This is a genomic window from Pseudomonas siliginis (assembly GCF_024072275.1).
Lineage (GTDB): Bacteria > Pseudomonadota > Gammaproteobacteria > Pseudomonadales > Pseudomonadaceae > Aquipseudomonas > Aquipseudomonas siliginis.
This window is the reverse complement of the sequence record NZ_CP099598.1, coordinates 2533131-2557572: the sequence shown is the minus strand read 5'-3', so window position 1 is coordinate 2557572 and position 24442 is coordinate 2533131. Positions and strand designations below refer to the sequence as shown.

10 protein-coding genes are annotated in these 24442 nt (G+C 63.6%); 8 read left to right on the top strand and 2 right to left on the bottom strand.

What is annotated here, in order from left to right; all coding sequences use genetic code 11:
- Positions 1-293 precede the first annotated feature (293 nt).
- The 4 genes from NF676_RS11930 to NF676_RS11915 are packed head-to-tail and all read left to right on the top strand — an operon-like array spanning position 294 to position 16852.
- Positions 294-12020: a BapA/Bap/LapF family large adhesin gene (locus NF676_RS11930; protein ID WP_252887772.1), complete on the top strand. Its 11727-nt coding sequence runs from the start codon at positions 294-296 to the stop codon at positions 12018-12020.
- A gap of 43 nt (positions 12021-12063) precedes the next feature.
- Positions 12064-13500, top strand: coding sequence for a TolC family outer membrane protein (locus NF676_RS11925; RefSeq protein WP_252887771.1), 1437 nt, complete (start codon positions 12064-12066; stop codon positions 13498-13500).
- On the top strand, positions 13497-15659 hold the full coding sequence (locus tag NF676_RS11920) for a type I secretion system permease/ATPase (RefSeq protein ID WP_252887770.1): 2163 nt from the start codon (positions 13497-13499) through the stop codon (positions 15657-15659). Before NF676_RS11925 ends, NF676_RS11920 begins: the two co-directional genes overlap by 4 nt.
- Before the next feature lie 5 nt (positions 15660-15664).
- Positions 15665-16852 carry an HlyD family type I secretion periplasmic adaptor subunit gene (locus NF676_RS11915; RefSeq protein WP_370593533.1) on the top strand — a complete coding sequence of 396 codons (1188 nt, stop codon included), beginning with the start codon at positions 15665-15667 and terminating at the stop codon, positions 16850-16852.
- On the opposite strand, the gene NF676_RS11910 is transcribed toward NF676_RS11915, so the two are convergent.
- Together NF676_RS11910 and NF676_RS11905 are read right to left on the bottom strand one after the other, a co-directional pair.
- Positions 16853-17449, bottom strand: a complete 597-nt coding sequence (locus NF676_RS11910) for a trypsin-like peptidase domain-containing protein (protein WP_143170125.1) — start codon at positions 17447-17449, stop codon at positions 16853-16855.
- 238 nt (positions 17450-17687) lie between these two features.
- Positions 17688-19577, bottom strand: coding sequence for a sigma-54-dependent Fis family transcriptional regulator (locus tag NF676_RS11905; RefSeq protein ID WP_252887769.1), 1890 nt, complete (start codon positions 19575-19577; stop codon positions 17688-17690).
- A 246-nt stretch (positions 19578-19823) separates the two neighbouring features.
- Here NF676_RS11905 and NF676_RS11900 point away from each other — a divergent pair, with 246 nt between their 5' ends.
- From NF676_RS11900 to NF676_RS11885, 4 genes are all read left to right on the top strand, one after another.
- Positions 19824-21647: an NAD(P)/FAD-dependent oxidoreductase gene (locus tag NF676_RS11900; protein ID WP_252887768.1), complete on the top strand. Its 1824-nt coding sequence runs from the start codon at positions 19824-19826 to the stop codon at positions 21645-21647.
- 114 nt (positions 21648-21761) lie between these two features.
- Positions 21762-22766 carry an NAD(P)-dependent oxidoreductase gene (locus NF676_RS11895; RefSeq protein ID WP_252887767.1) on the top strand — a complete coding sequence of 335 codons (1005 nt, stop codon included), beginning with the start codon at positions 21762-21764 and terminating at the stop codon, positions 22764-22766.
- An 86-nt stretch (positions 22767-22852) separates the two neighbouring features.
- Positions 22853-23419: a GNAT family N-acetyltransferase gene (locus NF676_RS11890; RefSeq protein WP_056785063.1), complete on the top strand. Its 567-nt coding sequence runs from the start codon at positions 22853-22855 to the stop codon at positions 23417-23419.
- A gap of 84 nt (positions 23420-23503) precedes the next feature.
- The gene (locus tag NF676_RS11885) at positions 23504-24409 is read left to right on the top strand and encodes a LysR family transcriptional regulator (RefSeq protein WP_024012654.1); all 906 of its coding nucleotides are present in this window, start codon (positions 23504-23506) and stop codon (positions 24407-24409) included.
- The last annotated feature ends 33 nt before the right edge of the window (positions 24410-24442 follow it).

The following is a 24442-nucleotide window of genomic DNA, read 5'->3' as shown; positions in this document are numbered from 1 at the left end:
GAGAAATTCAATATCGCTTAGCCGTCGCTCTCCTCGATTCCGCCCGGATATTTTCCAGCGTCTCTTTGAATAATGTCGAAACCGACACATTTTGTTGCACCAAAAAACCGCTTGGATCCAACGTCCCGACAAACGGTAACGACCTGAATAGAACAGATTTTCAAAGAGATAAACGTGGGCAAATGGCCCATCCATACGCTCGTCAAAAATCAGGCAGCCCCATCTGACACTCCCTATCTATGGTTTTAAAACCATCCGTGGACGTCCGCCCCACCCATTTACAGGGAGTAGTAATGGACAACATCGTCATTGCCGACAAAGCCAATTCTCAGCTCACTGCCCAGAACTGGGGCAATGTTCAGCTCAATCAGCCTTCAGTTGTACAAATGCCGGTTCGGCCCGATCAATTGGCGTCGACCAGTCGCAGCGGTCAGGATTTGATTGTCAATCTGAAGTCTGGCGAGCAAATCAAAATCTCCAATTTCTTTGTCACCAGCCCTGACGGCGTGCCCAATGACATTGTCTTTCAGGGTGACGACGCGACGCTGTGGCAGGCGCGCTACAGCGCCGAACCGTTCAACGGCTTTACCTTTGACGAAATCAATTCGCTGGACGAGCTGATCGCTGGCGTCGGTGTGGTGGATGGCGCGACGCCGGCCTGGGCGATTGCCGGGCTCGGCCTGTTGGGCGCGGGTGGTGCGGCGGCCGCTGCGGGCGGAAGTGGCGGCGGCGGCGGAGGTGGTGGCGGTGGCGGTGGAGACGCGACGCCTCCTGCGCCCGCGACCGGATTAACCTTGTCGGCCGATGGCCGGGTGCTGAGTGGTTTTGGCGAAGCTGGCAGTGTCGTTCAGGTACGCGATGCAGCCGGCAACCTTTTGGGTTCCGGAACCGTTGGCGCCGATGGCAGTTTCCAGGTCGACCTGGGTACGCCGCAGAACAATGGCCAGCCGCTCGACGTCACGCTCACCGACCCTGCGGGCAACGTTTCGACGCCGGGTACGGTCACTGCGCCGGATACCTCCGCGCCCACTGCGCCTGGTAACCTCGCTGTGAGCGCCGATGGCACGCAACTCGGCGGGACCGGTGAAGCCGGCTCGACCATCCAGGTGCGCGCCGCCGATGGCACGCTACTCGGTAGCGCTGTGGTGGCGGCGGATGGCACTTTCAGCGTCGCCCTCAGCCCCGCGCAAACCGGCGGTCAGCCGCTGACAGTGAATGCCACCGATGCCGCAGGCAACACCTCGACCGGCGCAACGGTCAGCGCGCCGGAGATCGTCGAACCGACGACGCCAGGCAATCTCGATTTGAGCAGCGACGGCAGCCAACTGACCGGCACCGCCCGGGCCGGCACCACGATTGAAGTCCGTGCCGCCAACGGCGAACTGCTCGGGCGTGCGGCGGTGGCCGCTGATGGCACTTTCCTGCTGACGCTGGTTCGTGCGCAGGCCAACGGTGAAACCTTCAGTGTCGTGGCAGTCAACGGCGCCGGTGCGCAATCGCCGGCCGTGACCTTCAATGCGCCGGACATCACCGGCCCCGGCACTGCGACGGATCTGGCGGTGAGCAGCGATGGCCTATCGGTGACCGGCCGTGGCGAACCCGGCAGCACGGTCAGCGTCACCAATGCGCAAGGTACGCTGCTCGGCACAGCGCAGGTGGCAGCCGATGGCTCGTTCACCGTGCAACTTAACGCCGCGCAAATCGATGGTGAAGCGCTGAGCGTGCTGGTCACCGACGCCGCCGGCAACCCTTCGCCAGCAGTGACTATCATCGCGGTTGACCTCGACGGGCTGACCCAACCAAGTGACATCGCAGTGAGCATCGATGGCACGCAGTTGAGTGGACGCGGCCAGGTCGGTTCGACCGTAACGGTGCGCGACGCCAACGGCAATGTGCTCGGTTCGGCCGTGGTGGCGGCGGACGGCACGTTCAGCCTGCAACTGAGCAGTCCGCAGAACAATGGCGAAACACTGCAGATCAGTGCCAGCGACGCCGCTGGCAACACTTCCGCACCACTGAACTTCGTGACGCCTGACACCCAAGGGCCGACGGCCGTCTCCGATCTTGCGCTCGACGCTCAGGGGCAGACGCTCACCGGTAAGGGTGAGTTGGGTGCGTCGGTCACTGTCCGCGATCCGGCCGGCAACATCATCGGCACGGGCACGGTGGATGCCGATGGCAATTTTACCGTTCCACTTTCCACACCACAGAACGATGCGCAACAACTGCAAGTGATCCAGACCGACGCGGAAGGCAATCCCTCGGCGCCGGTCAACGTCACCGCACCCGATCTGACCACACCGGTAGCCGTGACCGATGTGAGCATTTCCGCCAATGGCGCCGTAGTCTCCGGCGCGGGTCAGATCGGCGCCACCGTTACTGTCACTGACACCAACGGGACCGTGCTGGGAACAGCTTTGGTCGGCAGCAACGGTCGGTTCGAAGTCACCCTGTCTTCACCACAAACCAATGGCCAGAACCTCAGCGTGGTGCAGAGCGATGGCTCGCCCACTGGCTCCCCGGCAGTTCCAGTTGAAGCGCCGGATATCCAGGCTCCCACTGCCCCTTCGGATCTGACGCTGAATGCAGGTGGCACTGAACTGAGCGGCACCGGCGAACCCGGTGCCACCGTGTCGGTCAAGGATTCGGCCGGCAATGTGTTGGGCACCGCGATCGTCGACGGCAGCGGCGCCTTTACAGTGCCACTGAACAGCCCGCAGATCGAAGGCCAGCAACTGCAAGTCAGCCAATCGGATGGCGTGAACGTTTCCCCCAGCACACCATTGACGGCGACGGACACCACCGCGCCGCTGGCGCCGGACAATGTCGTGCTCGCCAGTAACGGCGTGACCTTGACCGGCACCGGGCAAGCGGGCAGCACCGTAACCGTCAGCGCGCCCGACGGCACGGTGCTTGGCACTACGGTGGTCGCCAGCGACGGCAGTTTCAGCGTCAACCTGAGCCCGGCTCAGCTCGACGGTCAGGTGTTGAGTGTGATCCAGACCGATGCGAGCGCCCTGCCCTCGCCGGCCACGCCGGTCACCGCACCGGACATCACCGCCCCACCTGCACCGAGCGGTCTGCTCATCGATCCGGCGGGTGCCACGGTCACCGGCACCACGCAGCCCAATAACACGGTGCAGGTGCTGGATGCCGACGGTAACGTCATCGGCACCGCGACCGCTGACGGCACGGGCGCCTTCACGGTCAACCTCGATACTGCGCAGAACAATGGCGAAGCCTTGCAAGTCGTGGTGTCGGACGGCGCCAACAGTTCGCTTCCCGGCAGCGTCACCGCGCCGGACAGCACCCCGCCGGCGCCAGTCAGCGATCTCGCGCTCAATCCCGCCGGCACGCAGGTCTCTGGCCTTGCCGAACCGGGCACCACGGTCACCGTCAGCATTGCCGGCGGTGGCGCTGTGCTGGGCACCGCGACGGCCGATGCGGATGGCCGCTTTGTCGTGACCCTCAACCCACCGGCCGAGCCTGGCGGCAATCTGGAAGTCATCAGCACTGACGGCGGCGGCAATGATTCGCCCGTTGTGCCGCTGGCAGGACTGGACGGTACCCAGGTCGCGACCCCGACCGATCTGGCTTTGAGTGCCGATGGTTTCACCCTGACCGGCGCCGGTACGCCCGGTTGCACCGTGACGGTGACCAGCAGCAGCGGCACGGTGCTCGGCTCCGGGCTGATCAACAGCTTCGGCCGCTTCACCCTGTTGCTCAGTAGCAAACAGATCAATGCGCAAGTCCTCCAGGTGACGGCCACCAGTCCCGACGGTGACGTGTCGATTCCGGGCACGGTGACGGCGATCGATGGCACGGCGCCGGACGCGGTGACCAATCTGGCGCTGAATGCCAACGGCACGACACTCACAGGACGCGGAGAGGCCGGGGCGACGGTCACTGTCACCGACGCCACAGGTACCGTGCTCGGTACTGCACTGGTCGCCAGCAATGGCACGTTCAGCCTGACGCTGACGCCGGCACAACTTAATGGCCAGGCACTTACCGCGATCCAGAGCGATGCCGCCGGCAACCTGTCGCAACCCGCCGGCATCATCGCCACCGATCTGCAACCGCCAGCCGCAGCGACTGGCGTTACGATCAATGACGTCGGCACCGTGGTCAAAGGCCAGGGCGAAGCCGGCAGCACCGTGACCGTGCGCGATGCCGCCGGCAATGTTCTGGCCACCGGCGTAGTCGATCAGAGCGGCAACTTCCAGGTCACCTTGCCCAACGCGCAGAACACCGGCGAAACCCTGCAGGTCACCCTGACCGACGCCAACGGCAACGCCTCGATTTCCACTGGCGTGGTCACCGTCGACGGCACCCCGCCGGCCGCCGTGCAGAATCCACTGATCAGCGCCGATGGCAGCACCCTCAGCGGCACGGGTGAGGCTGGCGCAACCGTCAATGTCACCACCGCCAACGGCACCGTGCTAGGCAGCGCCGTAGTTGGCGCGGACGGCTCGTTCAGCGTGACCCTGGCGCCAGCGCCGACCAATGGTGAAGCGCTCGCGATCAGCCAGACCGACCCTGCCGGCAACGTCTCGCCATCGACCAGTGTCAACGCCCCCGACATCAGCCCGCCGGCGGCACTGACCCAGGTTGCGGTGAATGCTGACGGTGTCACCGTCACCGGCCACGGCGAGCCCGGCGCCACCGTGTCTGTGCGCAGCGCCGACGGCACCTTGCTCGGCACCGCACAGGTCGGCAGCGGCGGCGCGTTCACTGTCACCCTCAACGCAGCACAACTGAATGCTGAGGTGCTGACCGTCACTCAGGAGGATCCGCCGGGCAATGTGTCGACTGCGGTTGAAGTCACCGCCGTGGATTTGACTGCGCCGGCGATTCCGAGCGCATTGACCCTCAACGCTGCCGGCGTGCAACTGTCGGGTAACGCCGAGGCCGGCAGCACGGTGACCGTGCGTGACAGCCAGGGCAACCTCCTCGGCACCTCCACGGCGGCCGCGAACGGCACGTTCCAGATTACCCTCAACAGCCCGCAGACCAACGGCCAGTCGCTGAACGTGACGGCCACCGATGCGGCAGGCAATCCGTCAGCCCCGGCAATCCTCAATGCGGTCGATAGCACGGCGCCGTTGTTGGCGAGCGATCTGGCGGTCAGCGCCAATGGTGCCACCCTGACCGGCATCGGCGAGGTCGGCGCCAGCGTGGAAGTTCGCGATGCCGGAGGTGTTTTGCTGGGTACTGCGACCGTTGCCAGCAATGGCAATTTCAGCGTCACGTTGTCCCCGGCTGCGGTGGCTGGATCGAATCTTTCCGTGGTGCAGATCGATGCTGCCGGCAACACCGGACCGGCAGCGCCGGTGACTGCACCGGGCAATCTGGCGGAAAGCGCACCGACCAATCTGGCCCTCAGCGCTGACGGGCTGACCCTGACCGGCTCGGCCACCGCCGGCAGCACCGTGAGCATTCGCAATGCGTCGGGTGTGTTGCTCGGCAGTGCGCTGGTGGCGGCCAATGGCACTTTCAGCGTCACGCTAAATGCCGCACAACTCAACGGCGAACAACTGTCTGCCGTGGCGACGTCGAGCACCGGCATCAATTCCTCCCCGACCGATTACACCGCAGCCGATGTCGCCGCGCCAACGCCGCTCAGCGAACTGAGCCTGGCGCCGAACGGCACGGCCCTGACCGGGCGCGGTGAAGCCGGCGCCACGGTGACCGTGCTCGGCACGGGCGGAGTGGTTCTCGGCAGCGCCGTGGTGGCGGCCAACGGCACGTTCAGCGTCTCCCTCAGCCCGGCCCAGACCTCGGGCCAGACCCTGAGCCTGAGCCAGGCCGACACCGTCGGCAACGAATCCAACAGCGTCAACCTGATCGCGCCGGACCTGCTCGCGCCCAATCCACCGGCGGCGCTGGTGGCAAGCGCTGACGGCACCTTGCTGTCGGGCACGGGTGAGGCCGGCACCACGGTCAACGTGTACAACGCCGCCGGAGCGCTGGTCGGGACCGGTACCGTGAGCATCGACGGCACATTTGCAATCACCCTGACCACGCCGCAAGCCAACGGCCAGGCGCTGACCGTGTCGCTGACGGATGCGGCGGGCAACACCTCGACAGCCACGCCGTTCACTTCGGTCGACAGCACACCGCCAGCGGCCGTTTCGCAACTGAGCATCGGCGGCGACGGCGCAAGCCTGACCGGGCGCGGCGAACCGGGCGCGCAGGTGCGCGTCATCGACAGCGACGGCAACGTGCTTGGCACCGCCGTGGTCAGCGCGACCGGTACCTTCACCCTGCCACTGAACCCGGCGTTGACCAATGCCGAAGTGATCACCGTGGTGCAGGCCGACGCGGCGGGCAACGACTCGCCGGCAGTGAACCTGACGACACCGGACTTCACCCCGCCGGATCCACTGGACAACGTCGATATCAACTCGTCCGGCGCGTTGGTCATCGGTACTGGCGAACCCGGCGCGACCGTCACCGTGCGCGATGCCAACGGCACCTTGCTCGGCACCAGCGTGGTGCTCGGCGACGGCACCTTCAGCGTCACCTTGAATCCGCCGCAGATCAACGAACAGATCCTCAGCGTGCAGCAGGCCGATCCACCCGGCAACGTCAGCGCCCCGGTGTCCGTTACCGCACCGGATCTGACCCCGCCAGCGACACCGGCCGATCTGCAACTGAATGCCGATGGCGACACGCTCACTGGTACCGGCGAGGTCGGCGCTATTGTCCGCGTGACATCGGCCGATGGCACCGAACTGGGCACCGGTACGGTGGGCAGCGATGGGCGTTTCCAGATCACCGTGACCCCGGCGCAGACCGATGGCCAAGCGCTGTTCGTGGTGTTGGCGGATGCGGCCGGCAATGCCTCGCCTGCCGGCACCCTGACCGCGCCTGACAGCACGCCTCCTGCCGCGCTGACCGATGTCGATATCGACGCCAGCGGCAGCCTGATTACTGGTTCCGGCGCGGCTGGCTCGCAAGTGATCGTCACTAACGCGGTGGGCACCATCGTCGGCACCGGCACCGTCGCGGCCGATGGCAGCTTCAGCGTGACTCTGGATCAACCGCTGCTCAACGGTGAAGCCTTGTCGGTGATCCAGCGCGATGCGGCGGGCAATCCCTCGCCTATCGTGCCGGTCACTGCACCGGACACCACCGTGCCTGTCGCGCCTGCCAGTCTTGCCCTCACGCCCGATGGCGTGACGCTGACCGGTACCGGTGAAGCCGGCGCCACGGTGCGCGTGCTGAGCGCGACTGGCACGGTACTGGGCTCGGCAACCGTGGCCGCCAATGGCTCGTTCAGCGTGACTCTCAATCCGCCGCAAGTGAACGGCGAGCTGTTGAGCGTCAATCAGACTGATCCGGCTTCAAACATTTCACCCACAGCACCTCTGCAAGCGGGCGACAGTACTGATCCACTGGAAGTGGCCGATCTCAACGTCAGCCAGGACGGCTTGACCGTCACCGGTACTGGCGAGCCCGGCGCAACCGTCACCGTGCTTGACGGCGCGGTGGTGCTCGGCACGGCGACGGTGGCCACAGACGGCAGTTTCAGCGTCACGTTGTCGGCTGCGCAACTCGATGGTCGCGCGCTTTCGGTCATACAGGCCGACGCACAAAACAACGAGTCCCAGCCCGTTCTGGTCGACGCGCCGGACAGCACTGCACCTATCGCACCAACGGTGACATCGCTGACCGGCGCCGGCACCTTGCTCGCCGGAACCGCCGAAGCCGGCAGCACCGTGACTGTGCTGTCCGCCACCGGCACCGTGCTCGGCACAGCGGTGGCATTGGGCGACGGCACCTATACCGTTACGCTGAATCCGGCCCAGGCCAATGGTCAGTTGTTGTCAGTGATCGCGACGGATGAGGCGCAAAACGCATCGCCAGTGCTGCTCTACCCGGCGGCTGATACTACCGCTCCAGATGCCGTCACCGGTCTGACCATCAGCGGCGATCTGAGCCAACTCGCCGGTCGTGGCGAAGCGGGCGCGAGTGTCGAAGTGACCGATGCGCTGGGCAATATCGTCGGCACCGGCACAGTGGCCGCCAACGGTACGTTCCTGATCGATCTGGCGCCGGGCATCACTGCCGGCCAGGTGCTGACGGTGAATCAGATCGACGTGGCGACTAACATTTCGGCAGATGCCAGCCTGATCGTTCCGGCCGTTCCGGCCCCGGATGCTCCAGCCAATCTGGCGCTCACGGCCGATGGTCTGACGCTGACCGGCACTGCGGCCATTGGCACGATCATCAATGTCTACGCGCCGGACAACAGTCTGATCGGCACCGGCGTCACCGGCGCGGATGGCACGTTCAGCGTCGTGCTGACGCCCGCGCAAACCAACGGCGAAAGCCTCGAAGTCACCGCCAACACTGCGTTGGGTGGCGCCTCGCTGCCGACTGAAATCACCGCAGGTGACACCTCGGCGCCGGCGCCACTCAGCGATCTGGCGGTCAACGCCAACGGCACTTTGGTTACCGGTCGCGGCGAAGTCGGCGCGTCGGTGACCATCACCGGCGCTGGCGGCGTCGTGCTGGGCAATGCGACGGTTGGCGCCAATGGCACTTTCAGCGCACAGCTCAATACGCCGCAGGTCAATGGCCAGGTGCTCAATGCGACTCAGACCGATGCGTCCAACAACACCTCATCCGGCCTTAACGTAACCGCGCCCGACATCACTCCCCCGGCCGCTCCGACGGCGCTGGTCCTCAGCGGTGCCGGTCTGGTGCTCGGCGGGCTCGGTGAAGCCGGCGCCACCGTCACTGTTCGCGGTGCGGGTGGCGCGGTGCTGGGCACTGCGACGGTGGCGGGCAATGGCTCGTTCTCGGTGACCTTGTCCTCCGCGCAACTCAACGGCCAGCAACTCAGCGTCACGCAGAGTGATGCGGCGGGCAACGTTTCGCCGGTTACCAACCTCAGCGTCGCCGATACCACCGCGCCAGCGCCGCTGAGCAATGTCAGCTTGAACGGCACCGGCCTGGCGGTCAGCGGCACGGGTGAGGCCGGCGCGACCGTCAGCGTGACCAACGCAGCCGGTACCGTCCTCGGCACCGCTGTGGTCAATGCTGGCGGCACCTTCACCGTGCAACTGTCCAGCGCGCAATTGAATGGCCAACAGCTCAACGTCCAACAGGCCGACCCGACGGGCAATCTGTCGCAGGTCTTCAATCTGACGGCCCCTGACGTGCAGGCGCCGATTGCAGCCAGCGGTCTGACGCTCGCTGCCAACGGTCTGACTTTGAGCGGTACGGGCGAAGCCGGTGCGACGGTCAACGTCTACGGCCCGGGCGGCGCGCTGATTGGCACTACCACCGTGGGCAGTGGCGGCACGTTCAGCTTCAACCTGAACACCGCACAACTCGACGGGCAGCTGTTGACCGTGCGTCTGGTCGACCCGGCCGGCAATCTGTCGCCCAACGCCAGCCTGACAGCGCCGGACATTACCGCGCCCGGCGCGCCGACCGGCGTCAGCGTCAATGGCAGCGGCACCGTGCTCACTGGCGTCGGTGTGCCCGGTTCGACCATCAGCGTACGCGGCGTCGGCGGTGTGGTGCTCGGCACCGCGACCGTTGCCGCTAACGGCAGTTTCTCGGTGACACTGGCCTCGGCGCAGATCAACAGCCAAGTGCTCAGCGTTACCCAGGCCGATCCGAGTGGCAACGTATCGGCAGCGGCGACCGCGACGGCGCCAGACCTGACACCGCCCGCTGCGGCAACGGCGCTGCTGGTCGGTGCCGATGGCCTGACCGTCACCGGTACCGGTGAAGCCGGTGCAACCGTGACCATCAAGTCGGCCAGCGGCAGCGTTCTGGGCACTGGCACGGTCGACAACCTCGGCGTGTTTAACGTCACCCTGAGCAGTGCGCAGATCAACGGCGAAAACCTCACCGTCAATCTCAGCGACGCTCGCGGCAACGTTTCGGTGGCCGCCAACGTCATTGCGCCGGACGTCGACGTCAACGCGCCAGTGATCGCCAGCGATAACCTCGCCGTTGGCACCGTCACCCTGGCTCCGGTCACCGCGTCGCAGACCTTTAACGACTCGTTCACCACACTGCTGGCCGGGTTCTCGAAAACCTTCACCTTCACCGTGGCCGGCGGCACGCGTCTTGATCCGACCCTGACGCTGACCACCAGCAGTCTGATTTCGCTGATCGATGGCGTGGTCTACACCCTGCAAGTGAAAGATGCCAGCGGCAACTGGGTCACTCTGGATGTCAACGGCAGCGGCGGTCTGCTCGACCTGATCGCGCTCGCCGGCCAGGGCGTGCGGGTCGACATCGGTAACCTGCTGTCAGGCGATTATCGACTGACGGTTTCGAGCACCGGCATCGGCGTGCTGACCACGGTCAATACCCAGCTGCAACTGGATGTGAGCAGCCTGACCCAGTTCAACGGCATTGCCGGGCCAGCGGTGACCGGCAACGTCATCACCAACGTCGGCGTCGATGGCACGGCCGATCAGACCGGCCCGGACAACGGCGCGCAATTGCAGATCTTCAAGAACGGCGCCTGGGTCAACGCTGGGGCCGGCACCACGGTGCAAGGGTTGTACGGCACGCTGACCATCGACGCCAATGGCAACTACAGCTACAAACCGAACGGCAGTGTTGGCAGCGTCGGCAAAGTCGACGTGTTCAACTATCAACTGGTGCACCCGAACGGCTTGAGCGACACCGCCAATCTGTACGTGCGCATCGACAGCCCGCAAGCCAGCGAAGTGTGGAATGACGCCAACCTTGGCAGCCCGGCGCTGGTGGTGGATGCCACGCCAGACGTCGCCTCGACTGACGTCACCCTGATCAACCGCGAAGTCACCACCAACTCTGCCCTTGGCACGTTCAATGTGCTGCTGGGCGGCGGCAGCGGTAACTACAACACCGTGGTCGCGGCCGATACCGTCAGTGACCTGACCGTGGTGGTCAATTCGAGCAACCTGTTGGCGCTGCTCGGTTCGATGACGGTGGGCCTGTACAAGCTCAACACCGCCACCAACCAGTACGTGCTGGTCAAGAGTTACGGCGGCAACGCGCTGGTCAATCTCGGCGGCGGCAACTACGGGATCAAGTTCGACGACCAGACCGCCGGCAGTTATCAGGTGCGGGTGGCAGTGGGCGGCCTCGGCCTGCTGACCAGCGTCAACACCAGCCTGATCAACGTCGCGACCTACAACAATCAGTTCGTGGTCGGCAGCTACACGCCGGTATCGGGCAATCTGCTCACCGACACCGCTGGCGGCGGCGCCGATGTGTTGGGCTCGGTCTACACCTTGCTCAGCGTGCTGGTCGCTGGCAGTTACGTTGCGCCGGGTTACAACGGCGTCTCGCTGGTCGGCAACTACGGCACCCTGGTGGTCCAGGCCAACGGCAACTACACCTACACGCTCAAGGCCGGGCTGACCGATGCGGTGATCGGCCAGGAAGACACCTTCACCTACCAACTCACCCACCCCAACGGCACCGTGGATACCGCGACGCTGACCATCGACCTGAACAATGCCGGCGCATTCGCCAGCACCGCGTTCTCGGCACTGGCCAGCGATGACCTCGGTCTGGCCCATGTCGCTGGCAGCGAACTGATCCAGGGCACCGAAGGCAACGACACCCTCGACGGCTCGCACGGTGGCGCCGTCACGCTGCAAGGTGGCGGTGGCGACGACACGCTGATCATCGCCGATCAGCAGTTCACCTCGGTGGACGGCGGCAGCGGCACCGACACCCTGCTCTGGGCCGGTGGCGATGTGTCGATCAACCTCGGCGATCTGCAGAGCAAGATCCACAACGTCGAAATCCTCGACCTCAACCATTCCAGTGCGGTTGCGCTGACATTGAATCTCGGCGATCTGCTGGCGATTACCTCTTCGGACAACAACACCCTGCTGATCAAGGGTGACGACAGGGACAGCGTGCACATGACCGATGGCTGGGTCGCCGATGGCACGCAACAGGCCGACGGCATCGACTATGTTCAATACACGGCGCAGGAGGATCCGAGCCACCACTTGTGGGTACAGAACGGCATTCAAGTGGTTTGAAACAAGACATCGAACGTTGGTCTCTCAACAGTAAGGGAAGTCTGTGGAGTCAGTTTTTCGCCAGAAATGGCCGGTGGTCCTGTTGACCATCGGCCTCTACCCCGCTTTCACCGTCGGCGTTCGCGCCGACGACAATCTCGACAGCAGCTTGCGCAGCATCAGCCCGTCGCAACTGCAACAACCTGCAGGCAATGACAATCGTCAGCGCCCTGCCCCTGCTTCAAAAACGGCCGCCAACGCAGATACGTTGGGGCTGGAACAAGCGGTCAGGCTCGCCGTGGACTGGCACCCACGCATCGGCGAAGCCATCGGCACCCTGTTCCAGCAAGGCGAAGGGGTCAACGTCGCCGAGTCCGGCTATTACCCGCAGGTCACCGGCGGCATCAAGGGTGGCTACACCAGCGGTTACGGCAGCGATGCCGGCAGCCAGTCGGTGAACATTTCCCTCAAGCAGATGCTGTATGACTTCGGCAAGGTTTCCAGTTCGGTCGACGCCGCCCGCGCCCGGGTGGCGCGCAGTCAGGCCGGGATTCTGCTGGCGATCGACGACATCGCCCGCGACACCGCCAGAGCCTACATCGAAGTGCAGCGTTATCAGCGTCTGCTCGAGGTTGCCCGTGAACAGATTCAGGGCATCGGCGGCATCGTTGACCTGGCCAGACAGCGCAGCGACATGGGCGCCAGCACCCGTTCCGATATGGTCCAGGCGCAGTCCCGCGCAGAAGGCGCGACGGCGACGTTGCAGGAATTCAAGGCGCAATACGCACGGTGGCAAGCGACCCTGATCAGTCTGCTCGGACGACGCACGCCGCCAGCAGTCAGCGATGCCGCCGCGCCGACGCTGACCCAGGCCTGCGACGCGTCGCAGATTTCCGACACCCTGCCCGCCGTTCTCCAAGCCGCCGCGCAACGCACCCAGGCCCAGGCCGAGCTGGCCCAGGCCAAAGCCGAGGCCTACCCGACCCTGTCGCTGCAACCGTCGGTCAACCAATACCTGGACGATCATTACGACGATCAGAACTCGCGCGCCGATCGCACTCAGGTCGGGATCTTCCTCAACCTCGAAGTGCCGATCTACCAGGGCGGTGCGATCAGTGCGCGCAGCCGCGCCGCCGGGCATGCACTGACCGCAGCGGACTCGGCCGAAGACTTCGCCCGTCTGCAAGCGCGCCAGGGTCTGGCCGAAGCCCAGGCGCAAACCTCGGGTCTGAACCGGCGGCTGCGCTCGCTGGAATTTCGCCAGACCAGCATCACCGAGGCACGCATGTTGTATGGCCGCCAGTACCTGGAACTGGGCACGCGACCGCTGCTCGACCTGCTCAACGCCGAGCAGGAAATCCATCAGTCGCGCTTCGATCTGGTCAACACCCAGGCTGATCTGCAACGTCTGCAGATCGACTGCTTCTACAACAGCGGTGCGATTCGCCGGGTCTTCGGCATCGACCACAGCGCCATCCAGAATGTCGAGATCCTGCCATGACCGATGTCAGCATCACTGTCCCCGAACCCGCCGCTGCCGAAGCTCGCGAAGATTATTCGCCATGGCTGGAAGCGGTGCTCAAGGTCGCCCGCCACTATCGCCTCGACGTCTCGCCGGAAAGCGTGCGCCTGGCTTCGGTGCACAGCGAAGGCCGCGTCGAAGAAGTGGTTCGGCACATGGCGCGGCAGGCCGGTTTAAGCGTGAAGTTCGCGGTTTTCGACAACAAGAGCCTGAGCCGCTGGCGCACGCCGCTGGTGGTGCAACTGCGCGATGGTCAGGTCGGCGTGCTCGAAAGCATCGGCGAGACCGGCGAGCTGGGCATCTGCTTCAGTGGCGACCAGGGTTTGCAGAGCCGCATGGACGCCACCGCGCTCGCCGAGCAAGCCCTGCGCACGGTGATTCTGCGTCCGACGCAACCGGTGGCCGACGTGCGCACCAACGATTACATCAAGCCCTACGACGAGCACTGGTTCCGGCGCATCGTCCTCACCGATCTGCGGCCTTACAGCCAAGTGATGATCGCCTCACTGGTCGCCAACCTGCTGGGCATGGCCGGGGTGCTGTTTTCCATGCAGGTGTACGACCGGGTGATTCCGGCCGAGTCGCTGCCGACCCTGTACGTGTTGTTCGGCGGGGTGATGCTGGCGCTGCTGTTCGATTTCGTCATGCGCATCCTGCGTCTGCGCATCACCGATGTGCTGGGCAAACGCGCCGACTTGCGCGTCTCCGATCTGGTCTTTGGCCACGCTTTGCGTCTGCGTAATTCGGCGCGGCCGAAATCCACCGGTTCGTTCATATCGCAGTTGCGCGAGCTGGAGCAGATCCGCGACCTGATCACCTCCAGCACCGCCACGGCGCTGGCGGACATGCCGTTTTTTCTGCTGTTCCTGCTGGTGTTCTATTTGATCGGTGGGCCGCTGGTGTTGATTCCACTGGTGGCGTTGGTGTTCATGTTGCTCCCCGGGATCATCGCGCAACCGCGTCTGGCGCGACTCGCCAATGCGTCGATGCGTGAAGCGGCGCTGCGCAACGCCATGCTGGTGGAAAGTATTCAGGGCCTCGACGACATCAAGGCGCTGCAGGCCGAGCAGCGTTTCCAGCAACAGTGGAACCAGTACAACGCCGCCTCGGCGGACAGCAGCTTGCGCCTGCGCACCTTGACCAACAGCCTGGTGGCCTGGACGCAAAATGTGCAGGGCGGAGTGTTCGCGGTGGTCATTGTGTTCGGCGCGCCGATGGTGATTGCCGGCGACCTGACCACCGGCAGTCTGGTCGCCGCGTCGATTCTGTCGTCGCGGATGATGGGGCCGATGGCGCAACTGACTCACGTACTCACGCGATGGCAGCAGGCCAAGGTCGCGCTCGAAGGCTTGAACCGGATCATGCAGATGCCGGTGGATCATCCCGAAGGCAGCCAGCGCGTGCACTTGCCGGCGATTCGCGGCGACTACCGCCTGCGTCAGGCCAGTTTTCGCTACAGCGAAGAATCGTCCCCGGCGCTCAACAACATCGACCTGAGCATTCGCCCCGGCGAGCGCATCGCCCTGCTCGGCCGCAACGGTGCTGGCAAGTCGACGTTGCTGCAAGCACTGGGCGGCGCGATGGATCTGAGCAGCGGTGAAACCACTCTGGACGGCATCGCCCTGGCACATCTGGATCCGGCCGACCTGCGCCGCGATGTCGGCCTGCTCTCGCAACAGGCGCGACTGTTTCACGGCACCTTGCGCGACAACATCACCCTCGGCGCCGGTCAGGCCAGCGATCAGGAAATCATCGCCGCGCTGACTGTCACCGGTGCGCTGGACTTCGTTCGGCAGCTGCCCAAAGGCATGGATCATCTGGTACTCGAGGGCGGGTTAGGTTTGTCTGGAGGTCAGCGCCAAAGCCTGTTGCTGTCGCGCTTATTGATCCGCCAGCCACAAGTGCTGCTGCTCGACGAACCGACCGCCGCGCTCGATGACGTCACCGAGCGTTTGCTGCTGGAAAAACTCGCGACCTGGACCCAGGGCCGAACGCTGGTGGTTGCCACGCATCGGGTCAGTGTGTTGCAACTGGTCGAGCGGATCATCGTTCTCGACAACGGCCGCATCGTCATTGACGACCATCGCGACGCGGCATTGGCGCGGCTGCGCGCACCGGGTAAAGGAGTGGCGGTATGAAGCCGATGATGACCGACGTGCCGGATCCGATGTCCTACCTCGATGGCCGCGATGAGCGCGCACTTGCCGGTGGCGCAAAGGTGATCTGGGGTTGCGCGCTGATGCTCGCCTGCTTCATTGCCTGGGCCGCGTGGTTCGAGATCGTCGAAGTCTCGACCGGCACCGGCAAAGTGGTGCCCAGCTCGCGCGAGCAGGTGATTCAGTCGATGGAGGGCGGCATTCTCGAGCAGCTCAATGTCAGCGAAGGTGCTTTGGTCGAGCGCGGCCAGATCCTCGCCCAACTGGACCCAGTGAAGAACCAGTCCAACGTCGGCGAAAGCGCGGCCAAGTACCGCGCGGCGCTGGCCAGCGTCAACCGCTTGCAGGCCGAGGTCAGCGAAAAGCCGCTGACCTTTGACGCATCGCTGCAGGAATTTCCCGATCTGATCCGCGCCGAAACCGAGCTCTACCAGACCCGGCGCAAAGGTCTGGCGGAAACCCTCGACGGCATTCAGAGCTCGCTGAAACTGGTACGTAGCGAACTGGCGATCACCGAGAATCTGGCGAAGATCGGTGCCTCGAGTCGGGTTGAAGTGCTGCGCCTGACCCGTCAGCGTTCGGAGCTGGAATTGAAGGCCACCGAAGCCCGCTCCGATTACATGGTCCGCGCCCGCGAAGACCTGGCCAAGGCCAACGCCGAAGCGCAGATGCTCGAAGCGGTGATCCGTGGGCGCACCGATTCACTGTCGCGCCTGACCCTGCGCTCGCCGGTGCGCGGCATCGTCAAGGACATCGAGGTCAGCACGATTGGCGGCGTCATTGCGCCCAACGGCCAGGTCATGCAGATCGTGCCGCTCGATGAACAACTGCTGATCGAGACGCGCATCTCGCCGCGCGACATCGCCTTCATTCACCCGGGCCAGGCGGCGAAAGTGAAAATCACCGCCTATGACTATTCGATCTACGGCAGCCTCGACGGCGAGGTGGTGACGATCTCGCCGGACACCATCCAGGACGAAGCCAAGCCGGAAATCTTCTACTATCGCGTGTTCATCCGCACTGCGTCGGATGAACTGCGCAACAAGGCCGGCAAACGCTTCGCCATCGTGCCCGGGATGATCGCCACGGTGGACATCCGTACCGGCGAAAAAACCGTGCTCGACTACCTGATCAAACCACTCAACCGCGCCCGCGAAGCGTTGCGCGAACGCTGATCAGCGGCTGGCCAGTTTGGTCGCTGGTGGCGCTGTGGGGGTGATGCTGGCCTGATAGCGCGACCACTCGCGATTGATCTCCGCGTACGGCAAAAAGATGCTTACGCGCGGTTGATCGAGCAAGTCCTTGCGCTTGAGGCGGCTGACATCATCGCGGGTGAGAAACGCCACGTTGATGCCAACCACTTTGCCATCGGCAGAAAACACCGGCCCGCCGGACATGCCTTTGGCCAGCGCGCCATTGTGGGTGCCGTAAAGCACATTGCCCTCTTTGACGTCGAGGCGAACCATCGCCGGCAACGCCTGGCCGGTGCCCTTGACCGACATGTACAGCGAATTGAAGCCAACCGAAGTCAGCTCTTCGCCCGGCTTGTAGCCGCGCCACGCCGGCACGCTATTGGCCTTGTGGCGGAAGAACTGTACGTCTGCCTGCCCTTGGAAAACCGTGCCCGACAAGTAAGGAATGTGCTTCACCGTCACGGCGAAGTCTTCGTTCCATTGCACAGCCGAACCCATCAGCAGGTAAGGCAAAGGCGCGCCGGAGTGGACGACAAAGGCTTGGTCTAAAACAGGATCCTGAACAAAAGCGACTGGCATTCCATTGCACCCGCTGAGCAGCAACGACGCTGCAACAAGTGACTTGAGGGGGCGCATTTTCGGTACATCTTGAGGTGAGGAAAGGTGCTGCAATATGTCATTGCGCCATCACTTTTAGCAATAGGCTCAGCCTACCGCTTGTCGGCGTGCGATATAGTGAGTTAATTATTGGATCCAAGCAATTTCCAGGCAATACGCGCAATTAACAGCGAATGAACGCAAATGATCGCGATTGTCTTCAACCAGGTCGAGTGATCCCATGCTGACGAAGCTTGCGGTACAGGGTATTGCGGCTAATCCCCAGACGACGGGCAACTCGCGCGACATGCCAGTGTTCAGCTTCGATCATGCTGAGCAGAGTTTGCCGTTCGGATACGCCCAGTGGATCGTCAACAGGTTGTTCGTCACTTGCGGGCAGTAACTCGTGCACGTCCTCCAGCGTGACCCGGCCTTCCACTGCCAACGCCACCAACGTCCGCAAACAGGTGCGCAGTTGCCGGACATTGCCCGGCCAGGGCTGCGCCAGCAAGCGCTCTCGAACTCCCGCTTGCAGCCGCACAGTGGCGCCCGCCGCTTCTTCGCGCAGCAGCAGGTCGAGCAGACGGCCCTTGTCGGAACGCTCGCGCAGCGGCGGCAGTTCCACGGCGAAACCGCCAATGCGATAGAACAGGTCCTCGCGCAGGCGTCCGTCGGCCACGCAGGCTGGCAGATTCTGGTGACTGGCGCTGATCAGGCGTACATCAAGCGGTCGCGGCGTTGCGCTGCCCAGCGGCACAACCTGGCGCTCTTCGAGTACGCGCAGCAGACGGGTCTGTAGCGCGAGGGGCATGTCGCCGATTTCGTCGAGAAACAGAATGCCGCCATGGGCCTGCTCAAGCTTGCCGACCATGCCGTCCTTGCGCGCGCCAGTGAAGCTGCCGCCGCGATAGCCGAACAGCTCGCTTTCAATCAGCGTCTCGGGGATCGCCGCGCAGTTGATCGCGACAAACGGCTGGCCGGCGCGGGAGCTGGCGCGATGCAGCGCTGCCGCAAAGGCCTCCTTGCCGGTGCCGGTTTCACCCTGCAGAAACACCGGCACGTCACGCTCCAGTACACGCAACGCGCGAGCGAATCCGCGTTGCAGGCGCGGGTCTTCCAGGCACACGCGCTCATCCTTGATTGGCGGGACAGGCGCAAGGGTCAACGGCGCGGAGCGGATCGGTTCGCGCAACTGGCCGTAGAACAAGCGCCCGTCGGCCAGGCGCATCGGCCAGCAGACGTGCGCCTGAGCACTGGCCTGATCGAGCAACTGCTCCATCGGCGTTTCCAGCAACATGGTCAACGACTGCCCGACCATCTGCTCGCGGCTCAGGCCCAACAGATTCAGCGCCGCCGCATTCACCGAACAGATCCGCGCACTCTCGTCGAAGCTGAGCAGGCCTTCACCCAGCAGCCCGACAAACCCGGCGTCGGGATGAAACCGCAGCAAATAGCGCTGCGGATCGTGGCCAAGGAAAAAACAGCTCTCGATCAACCTGGCCGACAGATTGGTCAGGGCCATGGCCTTGAAGCGTTGCTCAAGGCTGCTTTCCTCGCGCACGGAGGACAGGTTGAGCACGGCGAGCAACTCACCGCTGGCGTCGAATATCGGGCTGGCCGAACAGGTCAGGCCGACGTGCTGGCCACGGAAATGCTCGTCGCGGCGAATGGTCACGTGCTGGCGCTCGACCAGGCAGGTGCCGACGCCGTTGGTGCCCTCGTGCTCCTCGCTCCAGACCGAGCCGAGCCACAGCCCGGAGCGCTGGAACTCGCCGCGTTCGGCTTCGTTGAACACGCTGTCGATCGCCACGCCGCGCGCATCGGTGAGCAGCACGACATGGCCGTCACGTCCCAGTTGCTGGTGCAGGCTGTTCATCTGCCAGTGCGCAACGGAAATGATGTGTTCCAGCGGCGCACGGTGTTCGCGCAAACGCGCCTGTTCGAGCACATCCGGCGCGCGGCGGCTGGCCGGATCGAGCTGGTATTGATCCAGGCAACGCCGCCACGAACGGGTGATCGCCAGGTCCGCCGCCGCGCTGTGGCTGGCAACAGAGCCCTGCACGGCTTGCAGTACCTGGCGCGCGTGGGCGTTGATCGAGGCCGGTTTCATTGTTGTTGTTCTCCGCTTCGGTGAAGACACGGGTGTGTCCGCAGCTTAGATGAAAAGCTCGTTGCGGGGGAATTTCGCGCCGAGTGACACAGTGTCATCCGCGATTCTCGAATTTGTGACATGTCGCCTGCGCCAAGCCTTGTCGGCCTTTGCATCAAACGCTCTGGCCCGCGTCTTTCAAGGAGATGGCCCAAGCCTTGCTCTGATGCCATGGCTTACCAAAACAACAAGATCGGGAGTGGCCCCATGAACATCGCTATTGAAACCTCTTTGCAATCGCCAACAGCGCAACTCGCCGCTTGGGTCGAACGCCTCGGCGGACGTCTGGCGCAACGAGATGTGGACGGCACGCTGGAGCTGTTTGCCGAAGAATGCCACTGGCGTGACTTGCTGCTGTTCAGCTGGAACCTCGTCACCCTGGAAGGCAAACCGGCGATTCGCGACATGCTCGAAACACGCCTTGAGCAGACCCGGCCCGAACGCTGGCAACTCGAAGGTGAAGCCACGCTTAGCGATGGCGTGCTTGAAGGCTGGATGAGCCTGGAAACCGACTCGGCGCGCGGCAAAGGCTACGTGCGCCTGAAGGACGGTCTGTGCTGGACGCTGCTGACCACCATGCGCGAACTCAAAGGCTTCGAAGAACCCAGCGGCCGCCGCCGGCCGATGGGCGCGAGCCACGGCCATGCCCACGCTGACAAGCGCAACTGGCTGGAGCGCCGCCGCGATGAAGAAGCGGCGCTGGGCATCACCACGCAACCGTACTGCCTGATCGTCGGCGGCGGTCAGGGCGGGCTCGGCCTCGGCGCAAGGCTCAAACGCATGGGCGTACCGACGCTGATCATCGACAAAGCCGAACGCCCCGGCGATCAATGGCGCGGCCGCTACAAGTCGCTGTGCCTGCACGACCCGGTCTGGTACGACCACATGCCCTACCTGCCCTTCCCCGACCACTGGCCGGTGTTCACCCCGAAAGACCAGATCGGCGACTGGCTGGAGATGTACACCAAGGTCATGGAACTCAACTACTGGCCGCGCACTGAATGCCTCGGCGCTACGTTTGACGAAGAGACTGGCCGCTGGACCGTGGAGGTCCTGCGCAACGGCGAGCCCGTCACCCTGCAACCGACGCAACTGATCCTCGCCACCGGCATGTCTGGCGTACCGAATGTGCCGGTGTATCCAGGCGCTGAAAACTTCCAGGGCCAGCAACATCACTCCAGCCGTCACCCCGGCGGCGATGCGTGGAAAGGCAAGCGCGCAGTGGTCATCGGCGCGAACAATTCAGCCCACGACATCTGCGCCGATCTGGTGGAAAACGGCACCGAGGTGACCATGGTGCAACGTTCGAGCACGCACATCGTGCGTTCGGACAGCCTGATGGAACTGGTTTTCGGCGGGCTTTATTCCGAAGAGGCGCTCGAGTCGGGGCTGACCACGGACAAGGCCGACCTGCTGTTCGCCTCGATTCCGTACAAGGTCATGCCACAGTTTCATCGGCCGATCTTCGACGCGATCAAGGAGCGCGACAAGGACTTCTATGAACGCCTGAGCCGGGCGGGTTTCATGCTCGATTTCGGCGATGACGAATCCGGTTTGTTCATGAAATACGTACGCCGTGGCTCGGGTTACTACATCGACGTCGGCGCCTCGGAACTGATCGCCAACGGCACGATCAAGCTCAAGAGCACGCCGGGCCTCGGTGTCGAACGCATCGAAGCGGATGCGGTGGTGCTCACCGATGGCAGCCGCTTGCCGGCCGATCTCATCGTTTATGCGACAGGTTATGGCTCGATGAACGGCTGGGCCGCGAAGCTGATTTCCCAGCAAGTCGCCGACAAGGTGGGGCGCTGCTGGGGCCTGGGTTCCGGCACCACCAACGACCCCGGCCCGTATGAAGGTGAACTGCGCAACATGTGGAAGCCGACCCAGCAGCAAAACCTCTGGTTCCACGGCGGCAACCTGCATCAGTCACGGCACTATTCGCTGTATCTGGCGTTGCAGTTGAAAGCCCGTTTCGAAGGCCTCGACACCGATGTTTATCGCCTTGCAGAGCGCCATCATCTGGGCTGATTCCTCAAGTGGTCGTTCGTCGGTGCGCAGACCAAGCGCACCGGCGAACTGGAAAGTGCGTGCTAGGGTGTCTAGCCCAAGCACGTTTCAATCCAGGAAAAATGAGGAGGATTCATGCCACTTCATCCCATTCTGTTCATGGGCGGGTCCGGCGCCATCGGCCATCAGACGGCCCGCGCATTGCGCGCGGCGCATCCCGACGTCCCCTTGCTGATCGGCGGACGCGACCTCGCCAAGGCTGAGCAAACCGCCGAGCAAATCGGCAATGCGCAGGGTGTGGTCATCGATGCTCGCGCAGAAAATCTGGGACTGGGTGATCGCCCGATCAGCGCCATCGCCCTGTTCTACATGGACCACGCCCTCGCCGGGCTGCGCTTTGCGCAAAAGCGCAAGGTGCCGCACCTGAGCATCTCTTCCGGCGTGTTCGAAATCGCCCCGCAGATCGCCAGTTTCATCCACTCGCCCGACGCGTCTCCCATTGTCCTCGGCTACGAATGGATGGTCGGCGCCACCACCGTGGCAACGCTGCACATCGCCAAGGCATTCGCCCGCGTGCACGACATCCGGATCCATGCGCTGGTCGACGAACAGGACGGCGGCGGCCCGACGGTAGCCGTCGATTTCGAGCACCTGAACAAAATGCTGCCCGCCGCGCTGACCCGCCGCGACGGCAAATTCATCTGGCGCGAAGGCGACGGCGCCAAGGTCAGCTTCCGCGCCGTCGACGGCACAATCATGCAGGGCGCCGGTTTTTCCTCCATCGACGTCACCGGCCTGGCCGCCGCCACCGACGCCCCGAACGTCGAGTTCAACCTCGCCAGCGGCGTCAGCTCGACCCGGCGTCAGGGCCAGCCGATGTCGACGGAAATACACATCGAACTTGAAGGCACGGATCACGATGGCCAGCCATTGCGCACCCGCCACGCCGTGGTTCACCGATCAGGCGCAGCAGCGTTGACCGGGCTCAGTGTGGCCATGTTGCTGGAGCGACTGGTTGGGCTGGATGGGCAAGTGCCGGTCAGGCCGGGGCTGTATTTTCCGTATCAGTTGCTGGAGGCACAGGTGTTTTTGCAGCGATTGAAAGAGGACGGTGGGGAGTTGATCGAACTGCTTGAGTGAGACCGCGCACAGGTCGCTCGACACTTGAACTGCTCGTTTGAGAGAGTACCGGTCCTGCCCGCCACTGCTCGCAAGGATTGATTGCCATGGATTGCATCCCCACGCTTTACACCCGCCGCTTGATCCTCACGCCGCTGCAACTGAGCGATGCAGCGGCGGTGCAACAATTGTTTCCGCAATGGGAGGTCGTGCGCTATCTCGACAGCCGCGTTCCGTGGCCGTATCCGGACGACGGCGCGCTTGTTTACGTCCGCGATGTCGCGCTCCCCGCGATGGCTGCCGCAAAGGAATGGCACTGGATGATCCGCACCCGCGTTCAGCCCGAGAGCTGCATCGGCAGTATCAGCCTGTTTGATCAACCGGGTAACCATCGAGGCTTCTGGCTCGCCCCTCAGTTTCAGGGCAACGGCTACATGCGCGAGGCCTGCAAGGTGATCAATGCCTTCTGGTTCGACACCTTGATGCGCCCATTGATGCAGGTGCCCAAGGCCGCCGCCAACCACGCTTCGCGCAAGATTTCCGAAGATGAAGGCATGCGGATGGTTGACAGACGGGACGGCCAGTTTGTGTCGGGGCCGATGCCTGTGGAGGTGTGGGAGATCACGCGCAGCGAATGGCTTGCCGAAGAAACAAACCGGTCAATTGATTGTTAGAGCCGATCAAGTGCTCAATCTTGCGTATATGCTGCTGTCTGCAAAATCAGGACAAGTACTCCCCAAACGTTCGAGACAGTAGAAATGATCTCCGATCCAGGAACACCAACGCTTGATCAACTGAAAGTATTTCTGACGGTTGTAGAAGTGGGCAGTTTTGCCGCTGCGGCCAGAAAACTGCATCGCGCGACATCGGTGGTGAGTTACTCCATTTCCAATCTGGAGATGCAGCTCGGGGTTTCACTGTTTGACCGCAAAACCACGCGCAAACCGCAACTGACGGAGGCAGGTCGAACCGTCCTGGCTGAAGCACGCACTATTACCAACGGCGTAAATGGGCTGCGCGCAAAAGTCTCCGGTTTGCTGCATGGGCTTGAAGCAGAAGTTCACCTCGCGCTCGATGTAATGCTCCCTGCCGAGCGAGTAGTCGATGCGTTGAGGACCTTCAGGGAAGAATTTCCCACAGTCACTCTGCACTTGCACATGGAAGCCTTGGGGGCAGTGACCCAACTGGTGATGGAGAAGAAAGCTGGAGTCGGCATCAGCGGTCCGCTGGACATTGGCCTGGACGGCATCGAGCGCATCGGCGTGGGCAGTGTTCAATTGATACCGGTCGCCGCGCCTGCACACCCGCTTGCAACCGAGTGTTCCAAATCCCCTGGCGCTGCCAGAGAGTTTGTTCAATTGGTGCTATCGGATCGTTCAACGCTTACGGGTGACAAGGACTTTGCCGTCGTGAGCACTCGCACTTGGCGACTGGCGGATCTGGGCGCCAAACACATGCTTCTCAAAGAGGGCATCGGATGGGGGAATATGCCGGTGCCCATGGTTCAGTCTGACCTGGACGAAGGACGCCTGGTCGAGCTTGATATGCCCGACTGTAAAGGCGGCACCTATGCCTTCGATGCGATTTATCGAACCGACTCGCCGCCCGGTCCGGCTGGGCAGTGGCTGATCAAGCGGTTCGGCGAACAGCTCTTGCCGACGTAAGCAATTCAGGGAAAAGAGCAAAAATCCGACAGC